This is a genomic window from Streptomyces sp. NPDC006516 (genome assembly GCF_040611875.1).
Classification (GTDB): Bacteria; Actinomycetota; Actinomycetes; order Streptomycetales; family Streptomycetaceae; genus Streptomyces.
This window is the reverse complement of sequence record NZ_JBEXPD010000001.1, coordinates 1,149,307-1,171,242: the sequence shown is the minus strand read 5'-3', so window position 1 is coordinate 1,171,242 and position 21,936 is coordinate 1,149,307. Positions and strand designations below refer to the sequence as shown.

16 protein-coding genes and 2 pseudogenes are annotated in these 21,936 nt (G+C 70.9%); 6 read left to right on the top strand and 12 right to left on the bottom strand.

Translation table 11 applies throughout. The features are described from left to right. Nucleotides 1-271: 271 nt before the first annotated feature. The 6 genes from whiA to uvrA all read right to left on the bottom strand — a co-directional run bounded on the left by whiA (nucleotide 272) and on the right by uvrA (nucleotide 9,210). The gene (whiA, locus tag ABZY45_RS05135) at nucleotides 272-1,261 is read right to left on the bottom strand and encodes a DNA-binding protein WhiA (protein ID WP_356736213.1); all 990 of its coding nucleotides are present in this window, start codon (nucleotides 1,259-1,261) and stop codon (nucleotides 272-274) included. After that, complete coding sequence (gene yvcK, locus ABZY45_RS05130; RefSeq protein WP_356736211.1) at nucleotides 1,252-2,283, bottom strand: uridine diphosphate-N-acetylglucosamine-binding protein YvcK; 1,032 nt, start codon at nucleotides 2,281-2,283, stop codon at nucleotides 1,252-1,254. Before yvcK ends, whiA begins: the two co-directional genes overlap by 10 nt. Next, the gene (gene rapZ, locus ABZY45_RS05125) at nucleotides 2,280-3,245 is read right to left on the bottom strand and encodes an RNase adapter RapZ (protein ID WP_356736209.1); all 966 of its coding nucleotides are present in this window, start codon (nucleotides 3,243-3,245) and stop codon (nucleotides 2,280-2,282) included. Before rapZ ends, yvcK begins: the two co-directional genes overlap by 4 nt. Then, nucleotides 3,242-5,431 carry an excinuclease ABC subunit UvrC gene (gene uvrC, locus ABZY45_RS05120; RefSeq protein ID WP_356736207.1) on the bottom strand — a complete coding sequence of 730 codons (2,190 nt, stop codon included), beginning with the start codon at nucleotides 5,429-5,431 and terminating at the stop codon, nucleotides 3,242-3,244. Before uvrC ends, rapZ begins: the two co-directional genes overlap by 4 nt. A 103-nt stretch (nucleotides 5,432-5,534) precedes the next feature. After that, nucleotides 5,535-5,963 (bottom strand): Rieske (2Fe-2S) protein, encoded by a 429-nt coding sequence (locus ABZY45_RS05115; protein WP_356736205.1) that lies wholly within the window; start codon nucleotides 5,961-5,963, stop codon nucleotides 5,535-5,537. A 229-nt stretch (nucleotides 5,964-6,192) separates the two neighbouring features. Beyond that, on the bottom strand, nucleotides 6,193-9,210 hold the full coding sequence (uvrA, locus tag ABZY45_RS05110; RefSeq protein WP_356736203.1) for an excinuclease ABC subunit UvrA: 3,018 nt from the start codon (nucleotides 9,208-9,210) through the stop codon (nucleotides 6,193-6,195). Nucleotides 9,211-9,386: 176 nt separating this feature from the next. On the opposite strand from uvrA, the gene ABZY45_RS05105 reads away from it, so the two are divergent. Then, complete coding sequence (locus tag ABZY45_RS05105) at nucleotides 9,387-10,076, top strand: maleylpyruvate isomerase family mycothiol-dependent enzyme (RefSeq protein WP_356736201.1); 690 nt, start codon at nucleotides 9,387-9,389, stop codon at nucleotides 10,074-10,076. A gap of 10 nt (nucleotides 10,077-10,086) precedes the next feature. Further along, entirely contained in the window at nucleotides 10,087-10,743 is a 657-nt protein-coding gene (locus tag ABZY45_RS05100; protein ID WP_356736199.1) for an MBL fold metallo-hydrolase, read from the top strand. 65 nt (nucleotides 10,744-10,808) lie between these two features. Here ABZY45_RS05100 and ABZY45_RS05095 read toward each other — a convergent pair whose 3' ends face one another. The 5 genes from ABZY45_RS05095 to ABZY45_RS05075 all read right to left on the bottom strand — a co-directional run bounded on the left by ABZY45_RS05095 (nucleotide 10,809) and on the right by ABZY45_RS05075 (nucleotide 17,893). Next, the gene (locus tag ABZY45_RS05095; RefSeq protein ID WP_356736197.1) at nucleotides 10,809-11,816 is read right to left on the bottom strand and encodes a TerC family protein; all 1,008 of its coding nucleotides are present in this window, start codon (nucleotides 11,814-11,816) and stop codon (nucleotides 10,809-10,811) included. A 267-nt stretch (nucleotides 11,817-12,083) separates the two neighbouring features. Next, nucleotides 12,084-14,021 carry a TerD family protein gene (locus ABZY45_RS05090; protein ID WP_356736195.1) on the bottom strand — a complete coding sequence of 646 codons (1,938 nt, stop codon included), beginning with the start codon at nucleotides 14,019-14,021 and terminating at the stop codon, nucleotides 12,084-12,086. 115 nt (nucleotides 14,022-14,136) lie between these two features. Next, on the bottom strand, nucleotides 14,137-14,715 hold the full coding sequence (locus ABZY45_RS05085) for a TerD family protein (protein ID WP_124718298.1): 579 nt from the start codon (nucleotides 14,713-14,715) through the stop codon (nucleotides 14,137-14,139). Nucleotides 14,716-14,845: 130 nt separating this feature from the next. Continuing rightward, complete coding sequence (gene uvrB, locus ABZY45_RS05080; protein WP_356736192.1) at nucleotides 14,846-16,984, bottom strand: excinuclease ABC subunit UvrB; 2,139 nt, start codon at nucleotides 16,982-16,984, stop codon at nucleotides 14,846-14,848. 39 nt (nucleotides 16,985-17,023) lie between these two features. Then, a complete protein-coding gene (locus ABZY45_RS05075; RefSeq protein ID WP_356736190.1) occupies nucleotides 17,024-17,893 on the bottom strand; it encodes an MHYT domain-containing protein in 870 nt (289 codons plus the stop codon). A 214-nt stretch (nucleotides 17,894-18,107) separates the two neighbouring features. On the opposite strand from ABZY45_RS05075, the gene ABZY45_RS05070 reads away from it, so the two are divergent. Beyond that, complete coding sequence (locus ABZY45_RS05070) at nucleotides 18,108-18,980, top strand: glycerophosphodiester phosphodiesterase family protein (RefSeq protein WP_356736188.1); 873 nt, start codon at nucleotides 18,108-18,110, stop codon at nucleotides 18,978-18,980. A 47-nt stretch (nucleotides 18,981-19,027) separates the two neighbouring features. Next, nucleotides 19,028-19,297 (top strand): annotated as a pseudogene (locus ABZY45_RS05065) (cysteine methyltransferase); the annotation flags it as partial. Here ABZY45_RS05065 and ABZY45_RS05060 read toward each other — a convergent pair. Continuing rightward, a pseudogene (locus tag ABZY45_RS05060) lies at nucleotides 19,297-19,749 on the bottom strand (2-phosphosulfolactate phosphatase); the annotation flags it as partial. The pseudogenes ABZY45_RS05065 and ABZY45_RS05060 sit on opposite strands and share 1 nt — an antisense overlap. Nucleotides 19,750-20,097: 348 nt before the next feature. On the opposite strand from ABZY45_RS05060, the gene ABZY45_RS05055 reads away from it, so the two are divergent. Further along, on the top strand, nucleotides 20,098-21,045 hold the full coding sequence (locus tag ABZY45_RS05055) for a pseudouridine-5'-phosphate glycosidase (RefSeq protein ID WP_356736186.1): 948 nt from the start codon (nucleotides 20,098-20,100) through the stop codon (nucleotides 21,043-21,045). Continuing rightward, a complete protein-coding gene (locus ABZY45_RS05050) occupies nucleotides 21,042-21,935 on the top strand; it encodes a PfkB family carbohydrate kinase (RefSeq protein ID WP_356736184.1) in 894 nt (297 codons plus the stop codon). The genes ABZY45_RS05055 and ABZY45_RS05050 overlap by 4 nt, the downstream gene beginning before the upstream one ends. Nucleotide 21,936: the final 1 nt, after the last annotated feature.

Below are 21,936 nucleotides of genomic sequence, written 5' to 3'. Positions count from 1 at the left end.
CACCCCGAACCGCTCAATCGTGCGGGGTGGCGCTCAGTCAAAGCGACGGACGGCGGTCGGTCAATCCGGCGGGAGATCGGTCGGTCAATGCGACGGACCCGCGCCCGGCCAATCCGGCACCGATGCGCTCGCCCTTTACCGGAAAACACTCCGCGGAATTCGGAATGGATCCTGCGACGGCGGGGAAATACCCCCGATCGGCCCTGCTCATGCCCCGGCACCGTCCGGGCCCCGGCCGCACCCGAGGGCGGGCCGGGGCCTGCCGCGGTGCTCAGCCCACGAGGCCGTCGGCCATTTCCTCGCTGAGGGTCGATTCCGTACCCGGGACACCGAGATCCTGGGCCCGCTTGTCGGCCATGGCCAGCAGGCGGCGGATGCGGCCCGCGACGGCGTCCTTGGTCAGCGGCGGATCGGCGAGCGCGCCCAGCTCCTCCAGGGATGCCTGCTTGTGCTCCATGCGCAGCCGTCCGGCCGCCGCGAGGTGCTCCGGGACCTCCTCGCCCAGGATCTCCAGCGCGCGCCCCACACGGGCTCCCGCGGCCACGGCAGCGCGTGCGGAGCGGCGGAGGTTGGCGTCGTCGAAGTTGGCGAGGCGGTTGGCTGTGGCCCGGACCTCCCGCCGCATGCGGCGCTCCTCCCAGGCCAGCACCGACTCGTGCGCGCCGAGGCGGGTCAGCAGGGCCCCGATCGCGTCGCCGTCACGGACGACCACACGGTCCACCCCCCGCACCTCGCGGGCCTTGGCGGCGATGGAGAGCCTGCGTGCGGCACCGACCAGAGCGAGCGCGGCCTCCGGACCGGGGCAGGTCACCTCCAGCGAGGAGGAGCGGCCCGGCTCGGTGAGCGAACCGTGCGCCAGGAACGCGCCACGCCAGGCCGCCTCGGCGTCGCAGGTGGCCCCCGAGACCACCTGCGGGGGCAGCCCACGGATGGGGCGGCCCCGGCCGTCCACCAGGCCCGTCTGGCGCGCCAGCTGGTCGCCGCCGGCCACCACCCGCACGACGTACCGGGAACCCCGGCGCAGTCCGCCGGGAGCCATCACGATCAGCTCTGAGCTGTGCCCGAAGATCTCCAGGATGTCCCGCTTGAGGCGGCGCGCCGCCATCGCCGTGTCCAGCTCGGCCTCGATCACGATCCGGCCGCTCACCAGGTGCAGCCCGCCCGCGAACCGGAGAATCGCCGAGACCTCTGCCTTTCTGCAGCAGGTCCGGGTCACGGGAAGCCGAGAGATTTCGTCCTTCACCGCTGGCGTCATCGCCATGGGCCGATCCTTCCATGCATCCGAAAAATACGGTCGTACGCGGCGGCCAACAGCTCCGGATCATGAATCGGAACGCCGTCGGGTGAGGCCACGGGGGCCAGCTCGACCGCGGCTCCGAGCCGCTGGGCGGCGTCGGCGAGGGACTCGCGGTCAGGCACGGCGGCCTCGTCGGCCAGCACCACGTCCATGGCGAGTTTAGGGGCGTGTCGCCCCAAAACCTCCAAATGACGCTGCGGTGAGAAGCCATCTGTTTCACCGGGCTGTGGTGCGAGGTTCAGCGAGAGGACCTTACGGGCCTTCGTGGTCACCAGTGCGTCGAGCAGCTCGGGCACCAGTAGATGCGGAATCACGGAGGAGAACCAGGACCCCGGACCCAGAACCACCCAATCGGCGTCGAGGACGGCGGCCACGGCCTCGGGGACCGCGGGTGGGTCGGCGGGCACGACGTGGACCGACTGCACCTCCCCCGGGGTCAGCGCCACCGTGGCCTGCCCGCGCACCGTCACGATCTCCTCGGGCCGCTCGGGGTCGTGTCCCCGCACCAGCGCCTGGAGCTCCAGGGGCACGGCGGACATCGGCAGCACCCTGCCGTGCGCCCCGAGCAGCTTGCCGACCAGGTCCAGCGCCTGGACGTGGTCCCCCAGCTGCTCCCAGAGGGCCACGATGAGCAGGTTGCCCACCGCGTGTTCGTGCAGATCCCCCTTGGACTCGAAGCGGTGCTGGATGACCTGGGCCCAGGTCCGGCCCCATTCGTCGTCCCCGCAGAGCGCGGCGAGCGCCTTGCGCAGGTCGCCGGGCGGCAGCACTCCGAGCTCCTCGCGGAGCCGGCCGCTGGAGCCGCCGTCGTCGGCGACGGTGACCACGGCGGTGAGGTCCCCCGTGATCCGGCGCAGCGCCGTCAACGACGCCGACAGACCCATGCCGCCGCCGAGGGCGACGACCTTGGGCGCGCCACGATTGCGGCCGGAGAGCGCGGCCGTGGCTCTGCTCAGCCGTCGCAGACGCATGTTGCGACTGGTCACTCTCGCCCCATGTCCCGGTGGACGAGGACGGTCTCGATCCCTTCGGTGGCCAGCCGTGCGGCCAGCTTCTCCGACATCGCGACGGAGCGGTGCTTGCCGCCGGTGCAGCCGACGGCGATCGTCACGTAGCGCTTGCCCTCGCGGCGGTAGCCGGCGGCGATGAGCTGGAGGAGCTCCGTGTACTGGTTGAGGAACTCCTTGGCGCCCGGCTGGTCGAAGACGTAGTCGGACACCTCCTCGTTGAGTCCGGTGAAGGGGCGGAGCTCGGGGACCCAGTGCGGATTGGGCAGGAAACGGCAGTCGACGACGAGGTCGGCGTCGACCGGGAGGCCGTACTTGAAGCCGAACGACATCACCGTCGCCCGCAGCTCGGGCTCCTCGTCCCCGGCGAACTGGGCGTCCATCTTGGCCCGCAGCTCGTGGACGTTGAGGCTGGAGGTGTCGATGACCAGGTCGGCGTCGCCGCGCAGCTCACGCAGCAGGTCGCGCTCGGCCGCGATGCCGTCGACGATGCGGCCGTCGCCCTGGAGCGGATGCGGCCGGCGAACCGATTCGAAACGGCGTACGAGGGCGTCGTCGGAGGACTCCAGGAAGACGATGCGCCGGGTGACGTGCTTGGCCTCCAGGTCCGCGAGGGACTCCCTGAGATTGTCGAAGAAACGACGGCCCCGTACGTCGACGACGACGGCGATGCGGGCGACGTTGCCCTGGGACCGGGCCCCGAGCTCGACCATCGTGGGGATCAGGGCGGGCGGCAGGTTGTCGACGACGAACCAGCCGAGGTCTTCCAGACACTTGGCGGCCGTGCTGCGCCCGGCGCCCGACATTCCCGAGATGATCACCAGCTCGGGGATGGCGGGGGCGGTCGCCTCGGCCTTCTCCGTGGTGCTTCCCGTACTCACGTGTGCTGCTCCGTCTGCTCGGCCGCGTTCGTCCTGGTGCTCATGCGCGTGCTCGGTCATGTCCTGCTGCCCCCGTCGTCCTCTTCAATGATCTCTCCTGTGGCGGTGTTCACGGCAGGCGCGGCCGGGGCCGCCGCGGCGAGGGCGGCGGCCACCGACTCCGCGGTCCTGCGCCCTATCCCCGGCACCTCGCAGATCTGGTCGATTGTCGCCTGCCGCAGCTTCTTGACGGAGCCGAAATGCTTGATCAGCGCCTGCTTGCGGGTCTCACCGAGGCCGGAGACCTCGTCCAGCGGGCTGCTGCGGATGCGCTTGGCCCGCTTGGCCCGCTGGTAGGTGATGGCGAAGCGGTGGGCCTCGTCGCGGATCCTCTGGAGGAGGTAGAGGCCCTCGCTGGAGCGGGGCAGGACCACCGGGTCGTCGTCATCGGGCAGCCAGACCTCTTCCAGCCGCTTGGCCAGACCGCAGACGGCGATGTCGTCGATGCCCAGCTCGTCCAGGGCCCGCTTGGCGGCGGCGACCTGGGGCTGCCCGCCGTCGACGACGACGAGCTGGGGCGGGTAGGCGAAGCGCTTGGGCCGGCCGTCGTCCTCGCGCGGCTCCTCCCGCACGGGAGCGGTGTCACCCGGCGCCGGGGCCGCCGCCCCAGGAGCGGGCTCTCCCTGGGATGCCGGTACGGCGCCTGCGGGGTCCGGCGCACCGTCTGCGCGAGCGGGTACCGGGGCGGTGGGAGCCGCTACCGGTCCGGTGAGGGCCGGTACGGCGCCCGTGGGGGCCTGCGCACCGTCCGCGGGAGCTGGTACCGGTCCGGTGGGGGCCGGGGTGTCCTCCCACTCCCCGGTGCGCTCCTTCTCCTGGAGGTAGCGCTTGAAGCGGCGGCCGATGACCTCGTGCATCGAGCGGACGTCGTCCTGGCCCTCGAAGCCCTTGATCTGGAAGCGGCGGTATTCGCTCTTGCGCGCGAGACCGTCCTCGAAGACGACCATCGACGCGACCACGTCGTCGCCCTGGAGGTGCGAGATGTCGAAGCACTCGACGCGCAGCGGCGCCGTGTCGAGGCCGAGCGCCTCGGCGATCTCCTCCAGGGCGCGGGAGCGGGTCGTGAGGTCGGAGGCCCGCTTGGTCTTGTGCAGCCCCAGCGCCTGCTGGGCATTGCGCTGGACCGTGCCCATCAGGTCCTTCTTGTCGCCCCGCTGCGGAATGCGGAGGCTGACCTGGGAGCCCCTGCGTCCCGCGAGCCACTGGGAGACGGCCTCCGGGTCCTCGGGGAGGGCCGGGACCAGCACCTCCTTGGGCACGGAGTCACCCGACTCCTCCCCGTACAGCTGCTGGAGCGCGTGCTCGACCAGGCCCGCCGTGTCGACCGCCTCGACCTTGTCGGTGACCCAGCCGCGCTGGCCCCGTACCCGTCCGCCCCGGACGTGGAAGATCTGGACCGCCGCTTCCAGCTCGTCCTCGGCGACGGCGATGAGGTCGGCGTCCGTGGCGTCGGCGAGGACGACGGCGCTCTTCTCCATGGCGCGCTTCAGCGCCTCCGCGTCGTCACGCAGCCGGGCCGCCCGCTCGTACTCCATCTCCTCGGCCGCCTGCATCATGTCCTTCTCCAGGCGGCGGATGTACGTCCCGGTGCGGCCGGCCATGAAGTCGCAGAAGTCCTCGGCCAGATCCCGGTGTTCCTCAGGGGTGACCCGCCCGACGCAGGGGGCCGAGCACTTGCCGATGTAGCCGAGGAGGCAGGGCCGCCCGGTCCGCTCGGCGTTCTTGAAGACCCCGGCGGAGCAGGTGCGCACCGGGAAGACGCGGAGCATCAGGTCGACCGTCTCGCGGATCGCCCAGGCGTGGCCGTACGGGCCGAAGTAGCGGACACCCTTCTTCTTGGCCCCGCGCATGACCTGGACGCGCGGGAAGTCCTCGTTGAGCGTCACCGCGAGGTAGGGATAGCTCTTGTCGTCGCGGTACTTGACGTTGAACCGGGGGTCGAACTCCTTGATCCAGGTGTACTCCAGCTGGAGCGCCTCGACCTCCGTGGAGACCACGGTCCACTCGACCGAGGCGGCCGTGGTGACCATCGTGCGTGTACGCGGGTGCAGGCCGGCCAGGTCCTGGAAGTAGTTGGCCAGGCGTTGGCGCAGGTTCTTGGCCTTCCCGACGTAGATCACCCGGCGGTGCTCGTCGCGGAATTTGTAGACCCCCGGGGAGTCGGGGATCTGTCCCGGCTTGGGGCGGTAGCTGGAGGGGTCTGCCATGTCTCACACCCTACTTGCGGGCGGTGACAGACCGGCATCTCCCGGGGAACCAGGAGCCCCCGGCAGGCTTCCGGTCAGACCCGGGGGCCCGGCAGGCTTCCGGTCAGGCCTCGGGACCGGCGACGAGCTTTCCGCCCTCGACCCGCACCTCGACGGAGGGCAGCGGCACGGTGGCAGGCCCCCGCAGCGCCTTGCCGGTGGTCATGTCGAAGCGGCTGCCGTGGCAGGGGCAGTTGCCCTCGGTGCCCTCGACCTTGTCCAGGAGGCAGCCCGCGTGGGTGCACTGGGCGCTGAACGCCTTGTACTTCCCGGCGGCGGGACAGCTCACGACGACCCGCTGCTCCCGGTAGAGCTTCGCCCCGCCGACGGGCACCTCGTCCGGGGAGCCGAGCTCCACGGGCGCGGTGGGGGTGGGCGTCTGCGCGTGACCGAGCTTCGAATCGGTCGAGCAGGCTGCCGCTCCCAGCCCGGCGGCACCGGCGAGAGCGGCGCCCTTCAGTACGGTGCGGCGGGCGGCGGGCAGGCCGGACATGCGGTCTCCACGGGTCGGGGGGACATGGGGCCGCCCGCACCGTACGGAGCACCGGGTGCCCGGAGACCGGACACGGGCCGCATCTGGAGGCATGGGCGACAGACCCGACGATACCGACGGAGAACGCCTGTACCTCCACCGGCCCCCGGCCCCCGGAGGCGCGGCGCCGGGGCGGTCCCCGGCACCGGGGCGGTCCCCGGGGCACCGGGGACCGCCCCGTCCCGCGATGTCAGCCCTTCCGCGCGCGGGCGGCCTTCTTCGGAGCGGGCTTCTCGGCAGCCGCCTTCTTGGCCGTCCTGGCCGTGGCCGTCCTGCGGGCCGTCGTGGCCTTCGCGGCCACAGCCTTCTTCGCGGGCGCCTTGCGTCCCTTACGGGCCGCCGGCACCACGGCCTCATCGATCCGCTCCGCGCCCAGGATCTCCTGGAGGAACTTCCCGGTGTGGCTGGCGGGCACCGAGGCGATGTGCTCCGGGGTGCCCTCGGCGACGACGAGACCGCCCCCGCTGCCGCCCTCCGGGCCCATGTCGACGACCCAGTCGGCGGTCTTGACGACATCGAGGTTGTGCTCGATGACGATCACCGTGTTGCCCTTGTCGACGAGGCCCGAGAGCACCGTGATGAGCTTGCTGATGTCCTCGAAGTGCAGACCGGTCGTCGGCTCGTCCAGGACGTAGACCGTGCGCCCGGTGGAGCGCTTCTGCAGCTCGCTCGCCAGCTTCACGCGCTGCGCCTCGCCACCCGAGAGCGTGGGCGCGGACTGACCGAGCCTGACGTACCCGAGACCCACCTCGTTGAGGGTGCGGAGGTGACGGGCGATCGTCGGGACGGCCTCGAAGAACTCGAGGCCCTCCTCGATCGGCATGTCGAGCACCTCGGCGATGGACTTGCCCTTGTAGTGGACCTCCAGCGTCTCCCGGTTGTAGCGCGCACCGTGGCAGACCTCGCACGGGACGTACACGTCGGGCAGGAAGTTCATCTCGATCTTGATCGTGCCGTCGCCCGAGCAGTTCTCGCAGCGTCCGCCCTTGACGTTGAAGGAGAAGCGGCCCGGCAGATAGCCGCGCACCTTCGCCTCCATCGTCTCGGCGAACAGCTTTCGGACGTGGTCGAAGACCCCGGTGTACGTGGCCGGGTTGGACCGCGGCGTACGGCCGATCGGCGACTGGTCGACATGCACGACCTTGTCGACCAGGTCGTCCCCGTCGACCCTGGTGTGCCGTCCCGGGACCGACTTGGCGCCGTTGAGCTCCCGCGCCAGGTGGGTGTAGAGGATGTCGTTGACCAGGGTCGACTTGCCCGAGCCGGAGACGCCCGTGACGGCGGTGAGCACACCGAGCGGGAAGGAGACGTCGATGTCCTGGAGGTTGTTCTCCCGTGCGCCGTGCACCGTGAGCAGGCGCTTCGGGTCGACCGGACGCCGGATCTCCGGCAACTCGATCGCCCTCGCGCCCGAGAGGTACTGCCCGGTGACCGACTCCTCGTTGGCCAGGAGTTCCTCCAGCGAACCGGAGTGGACGACCTTGCCGCCATGCTCACCGGCGCCGGGGCCGATGTCGACGACCCAGTCGGCGACCTTGATGGTGTCCTCGTCGTGCTCGACGACGATGAGGGTGTTCCCCATGTCCCGGAGCCGGACCAGGGTCTCGATCAGCCGGTGGTTGTCACGCTGGTGCAGGCCGATGGACGGCTCGTCCAGGACGTACAGCACGCCGACGAGGCCTGAGCCGATCTGGGTGGCGAGCCGGATGCGCTGGGCCTCGCCGCCGGAGAGGGTGCCGGCGGCCCGGTTCAGCGAGAGGTAGTCGAGACCGACGTCGACGAGGAACCGCAGCCGCTCGTTGACCTCCTTGAGGACCCGCTCGGCGATCTTCTTGTCGCGGGCGTTGAGCTTGAGACGGCCGAGGAACTCGGCGCATTCGCTGATCGACATCGCGGCGACCTCGGCGATGGACTTCTCCATCACCGTCACCGCGAGCACCAGCGGCTTGAGGCGGGTGCCCTCACAGGTCGGGCAGTCCACCTCACGCATGTAACCCTCGAAGCGCTCCCTGCTGGAGTCGCTCTCGGCCTCGGAGTGGCGCCGCTTGATGTACTGGGCCGCCCCTTCGAAACGGGGGGTGGTGTAGGCGCGCTCGCGGCCGTACCTGTTGCGGTAGCGCACCTCGGTCTGGATCTTGTGGCCGTGGAGCAGCGCCTTCTTGGCGCGCTGCGGCAGTCCCGCCCAGGGGATGTCCGTGCGGAAGCCGAGGGCATCCGCGAGCGCCGAGATCTGGCGCCCGAAGTACTCCTTGGTGTGGCCGTGCGACCACGGGTGGATCGCGCCCTCGTCGAGGGACTTGTCCTCGTCCGGGACGATCAGCTCCGGGTCGACCTCCATCCGCGTGCCGATGCCCGTGCAGTCGGGACAGGCGCCGAAGGGGGAGTTGAAGGAGAAGGAGCGGGGCTCCAGCTCCTCGAAGGAGAGGTCGTCGTACGGACAGTAGAGGTGCTCGGAGAACATCCGCTCACGCTCGGGGTCGTCCGCGTCGAGGTCGACGAAGTCGAGCACGACCATGCCGCCGGAGAGGCCGAGGGCGGTCTCTACGGAGTCGGTCAGCCGGCGCTTGGCACTGTCCTTCACCGTGAGGCGGTCGATGACCACCTCGATGGTGTGCTTCTCCTGCTTCTTCAGCTTCGGGGGCTCGGAGAGCTGGATCGTCTCGCCGTCGACCCGGGCCCTGCTGTAGCCCTTGGTCTGGAGGTCGCCGAAGAGGTCGACGAACTCTCCCTTGCGCTCGCGCACCAGCGGCGAGAGCACCTGGAAACGGCTGCCCTCGGGAAGGTTCAGGACCTTGTCCACGATGGCCTGCGGCGACTGCCGCGAGATGGGCCTGGCGCACTCGGGACAGTGCGGCTTGCCGATCCTGGCGAAGAGCAGCCGGAGGTAGTCGTAGACCTCGGTGATGGTGCCGACCGTCGAGCGCGGGTTGCGCGAGGTCGACTTCTGGTCGATGGAGACGGCGGGCGAGAGGCCTTCGATGAAGTCCACGTCCGGCTTGTCCATCTGGCCGAGGAACTGCCGGGCGTACGAGGAGAGCGACTCCACGTAGCGCCGCTGCCCCTCGGCGAAGATCGTGTCGAACGCGAGCGAGGACTTGCCCGATCCGGAGAGCCCGGTGAAGACGATGAGGGAGTCACGGGGGAGATCGAGCGAGACGTTCTTCAGGTTGTGCTCGCGCGCGCCACGGACGATGAGACGGTCGGCCACGCCGGTCCGCACCTTTCTGGAGAGAAGTGGGAGAACTGAGCCCCTCTCCCAGGGTATGGGGGGGCGCCACAGCGATGTACGAAGCTTTCGACTCCGAGCGTATAGCACGCGCATTCGATTTACGGACGACCGCAGACCGCATCACCCGAACGAGTGGTGAGAGCTACGCTCGAGCCATGACTGATCATGCGCGCGACCTGGAAGCTGTACGTGAAGCGACCGATCGACTGCTCAGCGCCATGGGCGAATTCGACGACGGCTCGGTCATCGAGCCGTCGCTCCTGCCGGGCTGGAGCCGCGGCCATGTTCTCGCCCACCTGTCACGTAACGCCGACGCCCTCGTAAATGTTCTCCGGGGGCGGCCCATGTACGCGAGCAGCGAAACCCGGGACCACGAGATCGCGCGTGATGCGCCGAGGCCCCTGGCCGAGCAGCTCGCCGACCTGCGCACGAGCGGGGCGGCTTTCCTCGCGGCCGCCTCGGAGCCGGGCGACCGGTCCCGCACGGTCACCCTGCGCAACGGCGTGACGGATTCCGCCGCCCGGATTCCCTTCCGCCGCTGGGTCGAGATCGAGCTCCACCACGTCGACCTGGGGATCGGGTACGGGCTGGAGGACCTGCCGGACGAGTTCGTGACCCGGGAGAACGACTTCCTGGCCGAACGTTTCGCCGGGCACCCCGACGTCCCGCCCACGACCGCCGTCACCGAGGACGGCCGTATCTGGACCACGGGCGGGGGCTCGGACGGCCCTCCGGTCACCGTCCGGGGCACGGCCCCCGGCATCCTCGGCTGGCTCTGCGGGCGCCGTGACGGCTCCGCGCTCACCGTCGACGGCGGCAGCCTTCCCGCGCTGCCCCCGCTATAGGCTGCGTCACATGACGTACAGCGGAACGGTCAAGGTCGGCGGAGCTGCGGATGTGCACGAGCTGACGGATCTGATGATCTCCAAGGTCGCCGTCGGTTCGATGAACAACAACGCGTACCTGCTGCGTTGCCGGGCCACCGGCGAGCAGCTGCTGATCGACGCGGCGGCGGAGGCGGCGACCCTGCTGCGGCTGATCGGCGAGGACGGCATCGCGTCCGTCGTCACGACGCACCGGCACGGTGACCACTGGCAGGCACTCGGCGAGGTGGTGGCCGCCACCGGCGCGCGGACCTACGCCGGGCGCTACGACGCCGAGGGCATTCCCGTACCGACCGACGAGCTCGTCGAGGACGGCGGCACGATCCGGGTGGGGCAGGTCACCCTGACCGCCAGGCATCTGACCGGCCACACCCCGGGCTCCATCGCCCTGGTCTACGACGACCCGCACGGGGCCCCGCACCTGTTCACCGGGGACTGCCTCTTCCCCGGCGGCGTGGGCAACACGAACAAGGACCCGGAGGCCTTCGCGAGCCTGCTGCACGACGTGGAGACCAAGCTCTTCGACCGGCTGCCGGACGAGACGTGGGTCTACCCGGGCCACGGTCACGACACCACGCTCGGTGCCGAGCGTCCCCATCTGCCCGAGTGGCGCGAACGCGGCTGGTGAGCCGGTGAAAGCCCGACGGCCGGGTGCCCCCGCGGGGCCCCGGCCGTCGGCTTGTCCGTGCGGCGCTACTTCTCCGCGCCGACGTGCTCGCTGTCGTCCTTCTGCTCGTCCGTCTCCGCGCCCTCCACCGCGTCCTTCTTCCTGGTGGCGATGAGGCTGGTGATCGTGGTGATCACCAGGACGCCGCAGATGACGGAGAGGGAGAACGGGATGGAGATCTCCGGGACGTGCACCCCGGACTCGTGCAGGGCGTGCAGCACCAGCTTGACGCCGATGAATCCGAGGATCACCGAGAGCCCGTAGCTGAGGTGGACCAGCTTCTTCAGCAGACCGCCGATGAGGAAGTACAGCTGACGCAGGCCCATCAGGGCGAAGGCGTTGGCGGTGAAGACGATGTACGGGTCCTGCGTCAGGCCGAAGATCGCCGGGATCGAGTCCAGCGCGAACAGCACGTCCGTGGTGCCGATGGCGAGCATGACCACCATGAGCGGAGTCAGCACGCGCTTGCCGTTGTTCCGGATGAAGAGCTTCGTCCCGTGGTACCTGTCGGCGACACCGAACCGGTGCTCGATCGACTTCAGGAGGCGGTTCTCCTCGAACTCCTCTTCCTCCTCGCCGGCCCTGGCCTCCTGGATCAGCTTCCAGGCGGTGTAGATCAGGAACGCGCCGAAGATGTAGAAGACCCACGAGAAGTTGGCGATGACCGCGGCTCCGGCTGCGATGAAGATGGCACGCAGCACCAGGGCGATCAGTACACCGACGAGCAGCACCCGCTGCTGGAGGTGGGAGGGCACCGAGAACTTCGCCATGATCAGGACGAAGACGAAGAGGTTGTCGACACTGAGCGACTTCTCGGTGATGAAGCCGGCGAAGAATTCGCCTGATGCCTGGCTCTCACCGAAGACCAGCAGGCCGAGTCCGAAGAGGACGGCCAGCGCGATCCAGATGATGGTCCAGATTCCGGCTTCCTTGGTCGACACGTCATGAGGCTTGCGCCCGATGAAGAAGTCGACGGCGATGAGGGCGACGAGACCGAGAATGGTCAGCGTCCAGAGAGTCCATGAAACGTCCACTGCGCCTCCGGCAGTTCGCTACGGCTATAGATCAGCGTCGTCGCTGCCGGAGGTCTCTTCCACCCGAGACACGCGGGCTTGCGTGCCGGGCCGACGCCCCGGGACCGGTCACAGTCCGTACTGACGGGAACGCCGCGATCGGGAGTACTCCCCTCCGCACCAAGAACAGTACATGAAGCACCAAGAAACGGTAAAGTCCTCGCCAAGGCGTGATCAAAGCGCCTGCTCAGAGGCTGGATGCAGCGTAGTGACCCGCCGTCGTCCCCCTCAGCGGTAGCCGGCGCGCCGGGCAGCTGCCACCAGCGCCAGGACCTCTTCCAGGACCCGGCTCCCCTGCGGCGCCCTCAGCGGCTCGTACGTCCAGGCATGTCCCACCCACGGGTCGGCGAGGTGGTCGTCGGCGACGGGGGTGATCCGCAGCAGGGAGCGCCACAGGGGGTCGAGGACCGGGCCGTAGGCGCGGGCTTCCTCCCGGTCGGCGACCATCAGCAGGTGCACACCTACCGAGGGACCTTCGTCGGCCAGATAGCGCAGCTGGGTGACGGCCCGGTCGTCGAAGCCGTGTGGGAAGTCGTTGACGATCAGCAGCTGCTCGCCCGGGTCGAGGTCCGGAGGAAGCGAGTCCGCGGCCCCCGCCCGGAGCGCCATCTGCACCAGGTCGACGCGCCGGGTGAGGTGGGCGAGGACCGAGGACACACCGGCGGCCCCGGCGGCGGGCGGCCCCGACAGGGCCCCGGAGTTCACCAGGGGTGAGAGCGCGGCGGCGGCGGAGCCGGCCGGGTCGATGACGTGCACCGAGAACTCGTTCGCCGGGTAGACCGCGAGCAGCCGGGCGGCCAGGGCGACCGCGGTCTCCATGGCCAGCCTGCGCAGCTGGTCCCCGTCCGTCGCCGCGGCGGCCTCCGAGGCCGTACGTCCGCTGTCGACCCAGATCCCGCGCTCCAGGGGCAGGCGCACCAGCAGCGGGATGCGCAGGTCGGTGCGCTCGGGGAGATGGAGGTCGCCGATGCGCAGCGCCATGGGGATCTCCATCGGGACGCGGTACCCGTGCCAGACGGGGTTGTCCCAGCCCGCGTAGGAGGCGGGGAGGGCGGGCTCCACCACCGCGGACTCGGCGGCCAGCTGGGCGAGATCCCGGTCCAGCACCTCGCGGGCCCTGGCGGTCAGATCGTCACGCTTGGCCCTGGCCTCCTCGCGGACACGGTCGCCCGTGCCTCCGATGCGGCTGCGGGGGTCGGAGAGGGCCCGGTCGAGCTCCTGGTCCATCCGGGACTCGGCGAAGTCGACGGCGCTGCGGTAGGCCGCGACCGCCCGCGCGAGATCCTGGAACATGTCCCAGACCTGGTTGTAGAGGCGCTCGTCCATGGACCAGCCCGTGGCGTCGCCCGCGACGGGCTGCGCGGGCTGCCCCGGCGCGGAGGGCGGTGCGGCGGGAGGCGGCGGGGGCGGGGCCGAGGTCTGGCGCCGGGGGTGCGCGTAGTCGATGGGACCGCCCGGCGCGGTGGCCGGGGGCTGAGGCGTGCTGTCGCCCAGTGGCTCGGGCGCCGGGCGGCCGGGCGGCTGTCCGGCGCCTCCGGACGGCGCGGGGCCCGCCGGGTGGCGGACCCGCTCGCCGTCGGGGGCGCGGGGCGGCGGGGGCGCCACGGAGCGCGCGAGCCCGGAGGCGACGGCCTGCTGTATCGAGGCGGCCAGCTCCGCCGCCTCCGCCACGCCCTGGTCGGCGAGCATCTCGGCGAGCCCGGAGGCGTACCCCTGGCCCACGGCGCGGACCTTCCAGACGCCCTGGCGCCGGTAGAGCTCCAGCGCCGACACGGCGGACTCGGTGTCCAGGCCCGTCAGGGTGAATGTGGCGATCTCGGTGCCGTCGAGTCCGGTGACGGCGACGAAGGGTGCGGCGACCGCGCCGAACCTGACCGGCCGCCCGGCTCCCGTCGGGAGGGCGAGGAGCACGGTGACGCGGTGCACCGCGTCGGGCAGGGCGTCGAGGTCCACGGCCAGCCGGTGGTCGGCCGCGGCCTGACGGGAGACCTCCAGGCCGGGCAGCCGGTGCGATCCGGGGTGGGCGATCCACTCGGCGCCACGGACCGTGCCCCGCTCGTCCCCGAGCGTGGCCCCGGCCACGACCGGTGAGCCCGCCGACACCCTGATCTCCAGTCGGGTCTGGGGCAAGGTGTGGTTCTGCCCCCGGACCAGCTCGGCCGTCATTGCCCTGTCCCCTCGACGTTCGGTGTGGAGCCCTGCCATGGGCGCAGCTCCCGGCGGCGGTGCCTCCGGGAGCTGCTCGTACGGATCCGCGGGCCTGGTGTAGCCCGCGCCTCGCCTACAGGTGCGGCAGGATCGCCGGCATCAGGTCCTGGAAGGTCCGGCCGTTGGCCGGGTTGCCCAGGGCGGTCATCTGCCAGCCGTTGCCCGCGCGGTGCACCTTGGCCATGATCTGCGCCGTGTACTGGCCGCCGCCGTCCAGCGTGTAGCGGGCGAGCTCCTGGCCGTTGGTCTCGTCGACGATGCGGCAGAAGGCGTTCTGCACCTCCTGGAACGTCTGCCCGGTGAAGGAGTTCACCGTGAAGACGATCTGGTCGATGTGGACCGGGACCCGCTGGAGGTCGACCAGGATCGCCTCGTCGTCGCCGCCCGAGCCCGCGCCTCCGACGAGGTTGTCACCGGTGTGCTTGACCGAGCCGTCGTCGCTGACGAGGTGGCGGAAGAACACGACGTCCACGGGCTGCTTGTCGGCGAAGAGAACCGCCGAGGCGTCCAGGTCGATCTCCCGCGTACGCGAGCCGAACAGCCCGCGGCGCGGGGCCGCCTGCCAGCCGAGCCCCATCCGTACCGCGGTCAGGGTCCCCCCGTCGCTCTTCTGCAGGCTGATGGCCTGGCCCTTGGTCATGTTGACCGTCACGCGCTGTCCCCTCTCCGCTTGCCCCGCAGCAGTCGATGTGCGGTTCCCCGCACCCTACGCAGTCCCCGGCGGCGAGCAGCAGTGATGGACCGTTTTTGTGTCGTTCCTGCAACACTGCGGGTCCCACCGGTCAGGCCAGCCCCGCTTCCCTCATCTGACGCAGCTCCTTCTTCAACTCCCCGACCTCGTCACGGAGCCGGGCGGCGACCTCGAACTGCAGGTCGGCAGCCGCCGCCCGCATGCGGTCCGTCATCTCCTCGATGATCCCCGCGAGTTCCGTCGCGGGGCGGTCGGTGACCACCGCGCCTTCGGCCTTGCGGCCCTTGTCCTTGCGGCCGGCCGGGGTCTGCGCACCCAGCGTGGGCACCGGCGCCTTGGCTCCCTTGCCTCCCTTGGTCTGCCGGTAGCCGGTGCCGAGCAGCTGCTCGGTGTCGACCTCCTCCCGCGCGATGGAGGCGACGATGTCGTTGATCTTCTTGCGGAGCGGCTGGGGGTCGACGCCTCGCTCGGTGTTGTAGGCGATCTGCTTCTCGCGGCGGCGGTTGGTCTCGTCGATGGCCTGCGCCATGGCCGGGGTGACCTTGTCGGCGTACATGTGGACCTGTCCCGAGACGTTACGGGCGGCACGCCCGATCGTCTGGATCAGCGAGGTGCCCGAGCGCAGGAAGCCCTGCTTGTCCGCGTCGAGGATGGCCACCAGGGAGACCTCGGGGAGGTCGAGGCCCTCACGCAGGAGGTTGATGCCGACCAGGACGTCGTACTCCCCGGAACGCAGCTCGCGCAGCAGCTCGATGCGGCGCAGGGTGTCCACGTCGCTGTGGAGGTAGCGGACCTGGATGCCGAGCTCGAGGAAGTAGTCCGTGAGGTCCTCGGACATCTTCTTGGTGAGGGTGGTGACGAGGACGCGCTCGTCCCTCTCGGTCCGCTTGCGGATCTCGTGCACCAGGTCGTCGATCTGGCCCTCGGTGGGCTTGACGACGACCTCGGGGTCGACGAGCCCGGTGGGCCGGATGATCTGCTCGACGAAGCCGTCACCACGGGACATCTCGTACTTCCCGGGGGTGGCGGAGAGGTAGACCGTCTGCCCGATCCTGCCGAGGAACTCCTCCCACTTCAGCGGGCGGTTGTCCAGGGCGGAAGGCAGCCGGAAGCCGTGGTCCACGAGGGTCCGCTTCCGTGAGGCGTCGCCCTCGTACATCGCGCCGATCTGCGGCACCGTGACGTGCGACTCGTCCAGGACGAGGAGGAAGTCCTCGGGGAAGTAGTCGAGGAGGGTGTGGGGGGCTGTTCCGGGGTCGCGGTCGTCGAAGTGCATCGAGTAGTTCTCGACGCCCGAGCAGGTGCCGATCTGGCGGAGCATCTCGATGTCGTACGTCGTGCGCATGCGCAGCCGCTGGGCCTCCAGCATCTTGCCCTGCTTCTCCAGCTCGGCAAGGCGCTGCTCCAGCTCCCGCTCGATACGACCGACGGCCTTCTCCATGCGCTCCGGGCCCGCGACGTAGTGGCTGGCGGGGAAGACGTGGAGCGAGGAGTCCTCGCTGATGATCTCGCCGGTGAGCGGGTGGAGCGTGGAGAGGGCCTCGATCTCGTCGCCGAACATCTCGATGCGGACGGCGAGCTCCTCGTAGACCGGGAAGATCTCGATGGTGTCGCCGCGCACCCGGAAGGTGCCGCGGGTGAACGCCAGGTCGTTGCGGGTGTACTGCATCTCGACGAAGCGGCGCAGCAACTGGTCCCGGTCGATCTCGTCGCCGACCTTGAGCTGGACCATGCGGTCGACGTACTCCTGCGGTGTACCCAGGCCGTAGATGCAGGAGACGGAGGCGACCACGACGACGTCACGCCGGGTGAGCAGGGAGTTCGTCGCCGAGTGCCGCAGCCGCTCGACCTCCTCGTTGATCGAGGAGTCCTTCTCGATGTAGGTGTCCGACTGCGGGACGTACGCCTCGGGCTGGTAGTAGTCGTAGTACGAGACGAAGTACTCCACGGCGTTGTTCGGGAGGAGCTCGCGGAACTCGTTGGCCAGCTGGGCGGCCAGCGTCTTGTTCGGCGCCATCACCAGGGTGGGGCGCTGCAGCTTCTCGATCATCCAGGCGGTCGTCGCCGACTTTCCGGTGCCGGTCGCGCCGAGCAGGACGACGTCCTTCTCGCCGGCGCGGATACGCCGCTCCAGCTCGGCGATGGCCGCGGGCTGGTCACCGCTGGGCTGGTAGGGACTGACGACCTCGAAAGGCGCCACCGAACGTTCGATCTTCGAAACGGGCCGCATGCAACCACCGTACGACCCCCCACTGACAACGGCCGGTGATCAGCGGTTCCGCTGCTGCCGGTACTCGCGAGGGGAGACCGCTTCGTAGGGCCTGCGCCGGTGCTGCACGGGGATGGCCGTCACCCTTCCGCCGCGGCCCGGGACGCGGCCGGCCGGCCGCGCGGGACCCGCGGCGCTGGCGGTCACCACGAGCGGGTCGATCATCACGACCACGGCGGCGAGGAGCAGGAAGCAGCCCGGCCCGATCATCATCGGGAGGAGCAGCGAGACGGGCGCGTCGCCGGGCGGTGCGGGCACCGCGTCGGGATGCAGGTGCACCTGGAGCGCGGCCATCCCGGTGTAGTGCATCCCGCTCACCGCCACGCCCATGACCACGCTCGCGCCGAGGCTGGGGAGGAAGCCGTCGATGGAGACGGTCGCCCACAGCGCGGCGGTGGCGGCCACGACGGCGATGACGACGGAGAGCGCGACGGTGAGCGTGTCGTATTCGAACAGCCCCTCGAAGCTCATTCCGGCCATGCCCAGGTAGTGCATGGAGGCGACACCCAGGCCGGTGATCGTCCCGCCCGTGACCAGCGCCATGGGGGTGGCACCGCGGTAGCCGACGAGGAAGATGCCGATCCCCACCATCACGATCGCCACGGCGAGGCTGGCGAAGGTGAGTGGCCGGTCGTAGCTGACCGGGGCCTCGCGGACGCTGAAGCCCAGCATCGCGATGAAGTGCATCGTCCAGATGCCGGAACCGATGGAGGTCGCCCCCAGGGCCAGCCAGCCCGCTCTGGACACCCCCCGGGTGCGCAGGGACCGGTTGGTGCAGCGCAGACCGAGCGCAGCGCCGAGGCAGGCCATGAGGAACGCGGCGACCGGCGTCACGAGACCGTAGGTGAATCCGTCAACTGTGCCCTGCATCCTGGTACGCCCTTCGCGGTGGCCCGGGTTCGGGGGTGACCCTAAAGGGCAAGGCCCGGCAAGCAAACATAAGAAAGGCATTTTATCCGCTCCCCGAGCGGGGCGGGCCCGGATACCCGACAATCCGTTCACACCATGGTCACCGTCGTCCCGCCGTCCGTTGGGCAGCGGCTGAGAGTCTCTTCCTGTCATTGCACCGATGCGAGGAGCACACGTGTCCGTACGCACAGCAACCGCCTCCGCCGCCGTCGCCGGCCTGCTCGGCGCCTGCGTCGTCCTGCCCGCCACCCAGGCGCAGGCCTCCGGCGCGCAGGACGGCCCGGCGGTCTACGCCCACCGCGGAGCCTCCGCCTACGCCCCGGAGAACACCCTGGCGGCCGTGGACGCGGCCGACGACCTCGGCATCGCTTGGGTGGAGAACGACGTGCAGCTCACCAAGGACGGCGTGCTGGTCGTCGTGCACGACACCACGCTGAGCAGGACCACCGACGCCGAGGAAGTCTTCCCCGGCCGGGCACCCTGGGCGGTCAAGGACTTCACCGCGGCGGAGATCGCGAAGCTGGACGCGGGCAGCTGGTTCGGCGACCGCTTCGCCGGTGCCAGGGTGCCGACGCTGGCGCAGTACCTGCACCGCGTCGAGCGCAACCACCAGAAGCTTCTGCTGGAGATCAAGAGCCCGGAGACCTACCCGGGTATCGAGAAGGAGACCCTGCGCGTCCTGCGCGAAGAGGGCTGGCTGGACCGCGTTCACGTCAAGCAGCGGCTGATCATCCAGAGCTTCGGTGCAGAGAGTGTGAAAACTGTCCACGCCCGGCGTCCGGACGTCGTCACGGGCTTCCTGGGCACCCCGGCGGTGGCCGATCTGCCGTCCTACGCGAAGTTCACCGACCAGATCAATCCGGCGTACACGTCGATCGACGGCGACTACGTCGCGGCGGTGCAGAAGCTGAAGGGCGCCCACGGCAAGCCGCTCCGGGTGAACACCTGGACGGTGAACGCCGCGGCCGACGCGGTGAAGGTGGCCGGTTTCGGCGTCGACGGCATCATCACGAACTACCCCGACGTGATCCGCGACGCCACCCGCTGAACCGCAGGCCGGGGGGCGTTGTCGGCGGCCGGTCGTACGGTGGTGGCATGGAGAGCGGCGAGCAGGTCGTGGAATGGTCGGTCGTGCCGAGCGACATCGGCCCCCTGCTGCTCGCCGCCACCCGCGCGGGCCTGGTGACCGTGGCCTTCCACGCGCACCCCCGGGCCCGGGACCGGGCGCTCGGGCAGCTGCGGACGCGCCTGGGCGCGGAGCTCGTGGAGGCACCGCACTCCGCGCGGCTGGCCGGGCCGGCCGGCCAGCTCGCCGCGTACTTCGCCGGCGGGCTGCGGGAGTTCTCGCTCCCCCTGGACTGGTCGCAGGCCAGGTCCTCGTCGGCCCGGCCGTCCTCCCCGGTGACGACGAATGTCACGGGGCCGCCACCGTCGGCCCGCAGGTACCGCGCGGTCGGGCCGGCCACCACGAAGCTCGCGCACAGGACCAGCGGTGCGTCGGCGACGGCCAGCGCGCCCACGGTCCCCGCCGTCGTCTTCTGCACCAGCGTGCGGCCCGTGAAGTCGCACGACCTGAGCAGGGCGGGTGAGTTCACCGCGTCGAAGCCCGCAGCCGGCTCCCCGTCCTTCAGCGCCAGCCAGCCCGGCCGGCTCCCCTTCAGGGCGAGTGCCTCGCGCTCGGTGGAGGCCAGGACTATCTTCTCCACGCCACGCGAGAAGGCCCAGGCGGCCACGGTGAAGGCGCGCATGACGTCGACGACGACAGCGACGCGCGGGGCGGAGGTCAACTCCGGGATGCCTACGAAGTGATGATCCATCGCACCATGGTGAAGGACTCCCGCGTCCTTCCGATGCTTCCGGGACCGTCCCGTCCGGAACCCGTGGCGGCGCGGGGCTCCGGATCGACGTCCCGGGCCCCAGTTCCCCGGTGCGCGAGACCGCTCGTCCCGGACGAGCCGGGGGTGCGGTTTCGACCGTTCGTCGTCCGCCGCCCGGAACACGGAGAGCCGGGCCGGGACACGTGCGGTGGGTCTCGGCCGTACGATCCCGGCTGCCGGGCTCCCGACGCTGCTCCCGGACCCGTTTCCCGCCGCGCCCCAACCGGTCCCCGGCGAAAGGCTCCGGGTCCTGGTTTGCGGCCCCGGTGGCCGCGACAGGGATGGGGCATGCCTCAGAATCCAGCACCCCTGTCGCAGGAATCCGGCCGCCACGCGCCCCAGCTCTCCGAGGAGGTACGGGAGGCTCTCGCGGGGCGGCGGCCCGTCGTGGCCCTGGAGTCGACGATCATCGCCCACGGCCTCCCTCGCCCCCGCAACCTCCAGGTCGCCCAGGAACTCGAGGAGATCGCCCGGAAGGCGGGCGCGGTCCCCGCGACCGTCGCGGTGCTGGACGGCAGGGCCCACGTGGGCCTGACCCCGGATCAGTTGCAGCGGGTCGCCGGGGAGCCGGCCGTGCGGAAGCTCGGCCACCGCGATCTCGCGCCCGCCCTCGCGCTCGGGGCGAGCGGGGCGACCACCGTGTCCGCGACGGCGTTCCTCGCGGCGAGTGCCGGGCTCGGCGTCTTCGCGACCGGCGGCCTCGGCGGCGTACACCGGGAGTGGACGCAGACGCAGGACGAGTCCGCCGACCTGCGTCTGCTGGCACGCACCGGGATCACGGTGGTGTGCGCGGGCGTGAAGTCGATCCTGGACGTGCCCGCCACGCTTCAGCGCCTGGAGACGCTCGGGGTCGGGGTGCTCGGCTACGGCACGGAGCGCTTCCCCGGCTTCTATCTGCGCAGTTCGGGCGAACCGGTCGACTGGACCGTGCGCACCCCGCAGGAGGTGGCCGACGTGATGCGGGCGCGGGAGGAGCTGGGCGGCCCGCCCGCCGCACTGATCGTCGCCAATCCGGTGGCGGAGGAGGAGCAGTTGGACCCCGCCGTGCACGGCCGGGTGCTCGCCGGCGCCCTGGCCGCCTGCCGGGAGCGCGGGGTCACGGGTCAGGCCGTCACGCCGTTCCTCCTGGAGTACCTGATGACGGAGACCGGGGGTGCGTCCCTGGAGGCCAATCTCGCCGCCGTACGCGGGAACGTGGAGCTGGCCGCGCGGATCGCCGTCGCGGCGTCCCGGTGAACGGGGGCGCCCTGCTCGTGGTCGGGGAGGTGGTCACCGATGTCGTCGTCCGGCACGGCTCGGCACCGCTCCACGGCACGGACACGCCCGCCCGGATCACCACGCTGCCGGGCGGCTCGGGGGCCAACGTGGCGTGCTGGGCCGTGCGTTCGGGCTGGCGGGACGTACGGCTTCTCGCCAGGGCGGGGGCGGAGTCGGCCCACTGGCACCGGGACGCGCTGCTGCGGGCGGGGGTGCGTCCGGTGCTGGCCGTCGACAAAGAGGTCCCGACCGGCACGGTCGTGGCGCTGGTCGACCCGTCGGCGGAGCGCACCTTCCTCACCGACAGCGGGGCGGTCCTGCGCCTCTCCCCCGGCGACTGGGAACCCTCGCTGCTCGACGGTGTGGCCCGGCTCCATCTGTCCGGCTACCTCCTCTTCGCCGGAACGAGCCGGGCGACGGCGGCGCTCGCGCTGCGGGAGGCGCGGCGGCGGGGGGTGCCGGTGAGCGTGGACCCGGCCTCGGCCGGCTTCCTCGCCGGGCTGGGCGCCGGGGCGTTCCTCGATCTGGTCGAGGGCGTGGATCTGCTGCTGCCCAACGCCGATGAGGCACGCGAACTGACGGGGCTTCCGGAGCCCGCGGACGCGGCGGTCAAGCTGAGCCGCCACGTCGGCCGGGTGGCCGTCACGCTCGGGGGCCGGGGCGTCCTGCTGGCGGCCGGCGGCACGGTGACCGCGCGGGTGCCGGCGGCCGTGGTGCGGGCGCCGGTCGACTCGACGGGGGCGGGGGACGCCTTCACCGGAGGTTTCCTCGCCGCTCTGGCCGCCGGCGCCGACGAAGTGGCAGCCGCAGCCGCGGGCTGCCGGGCGGGGGCGGAGGCGGTCACGACGGTCGGGGGCCGCCCCGCATGAC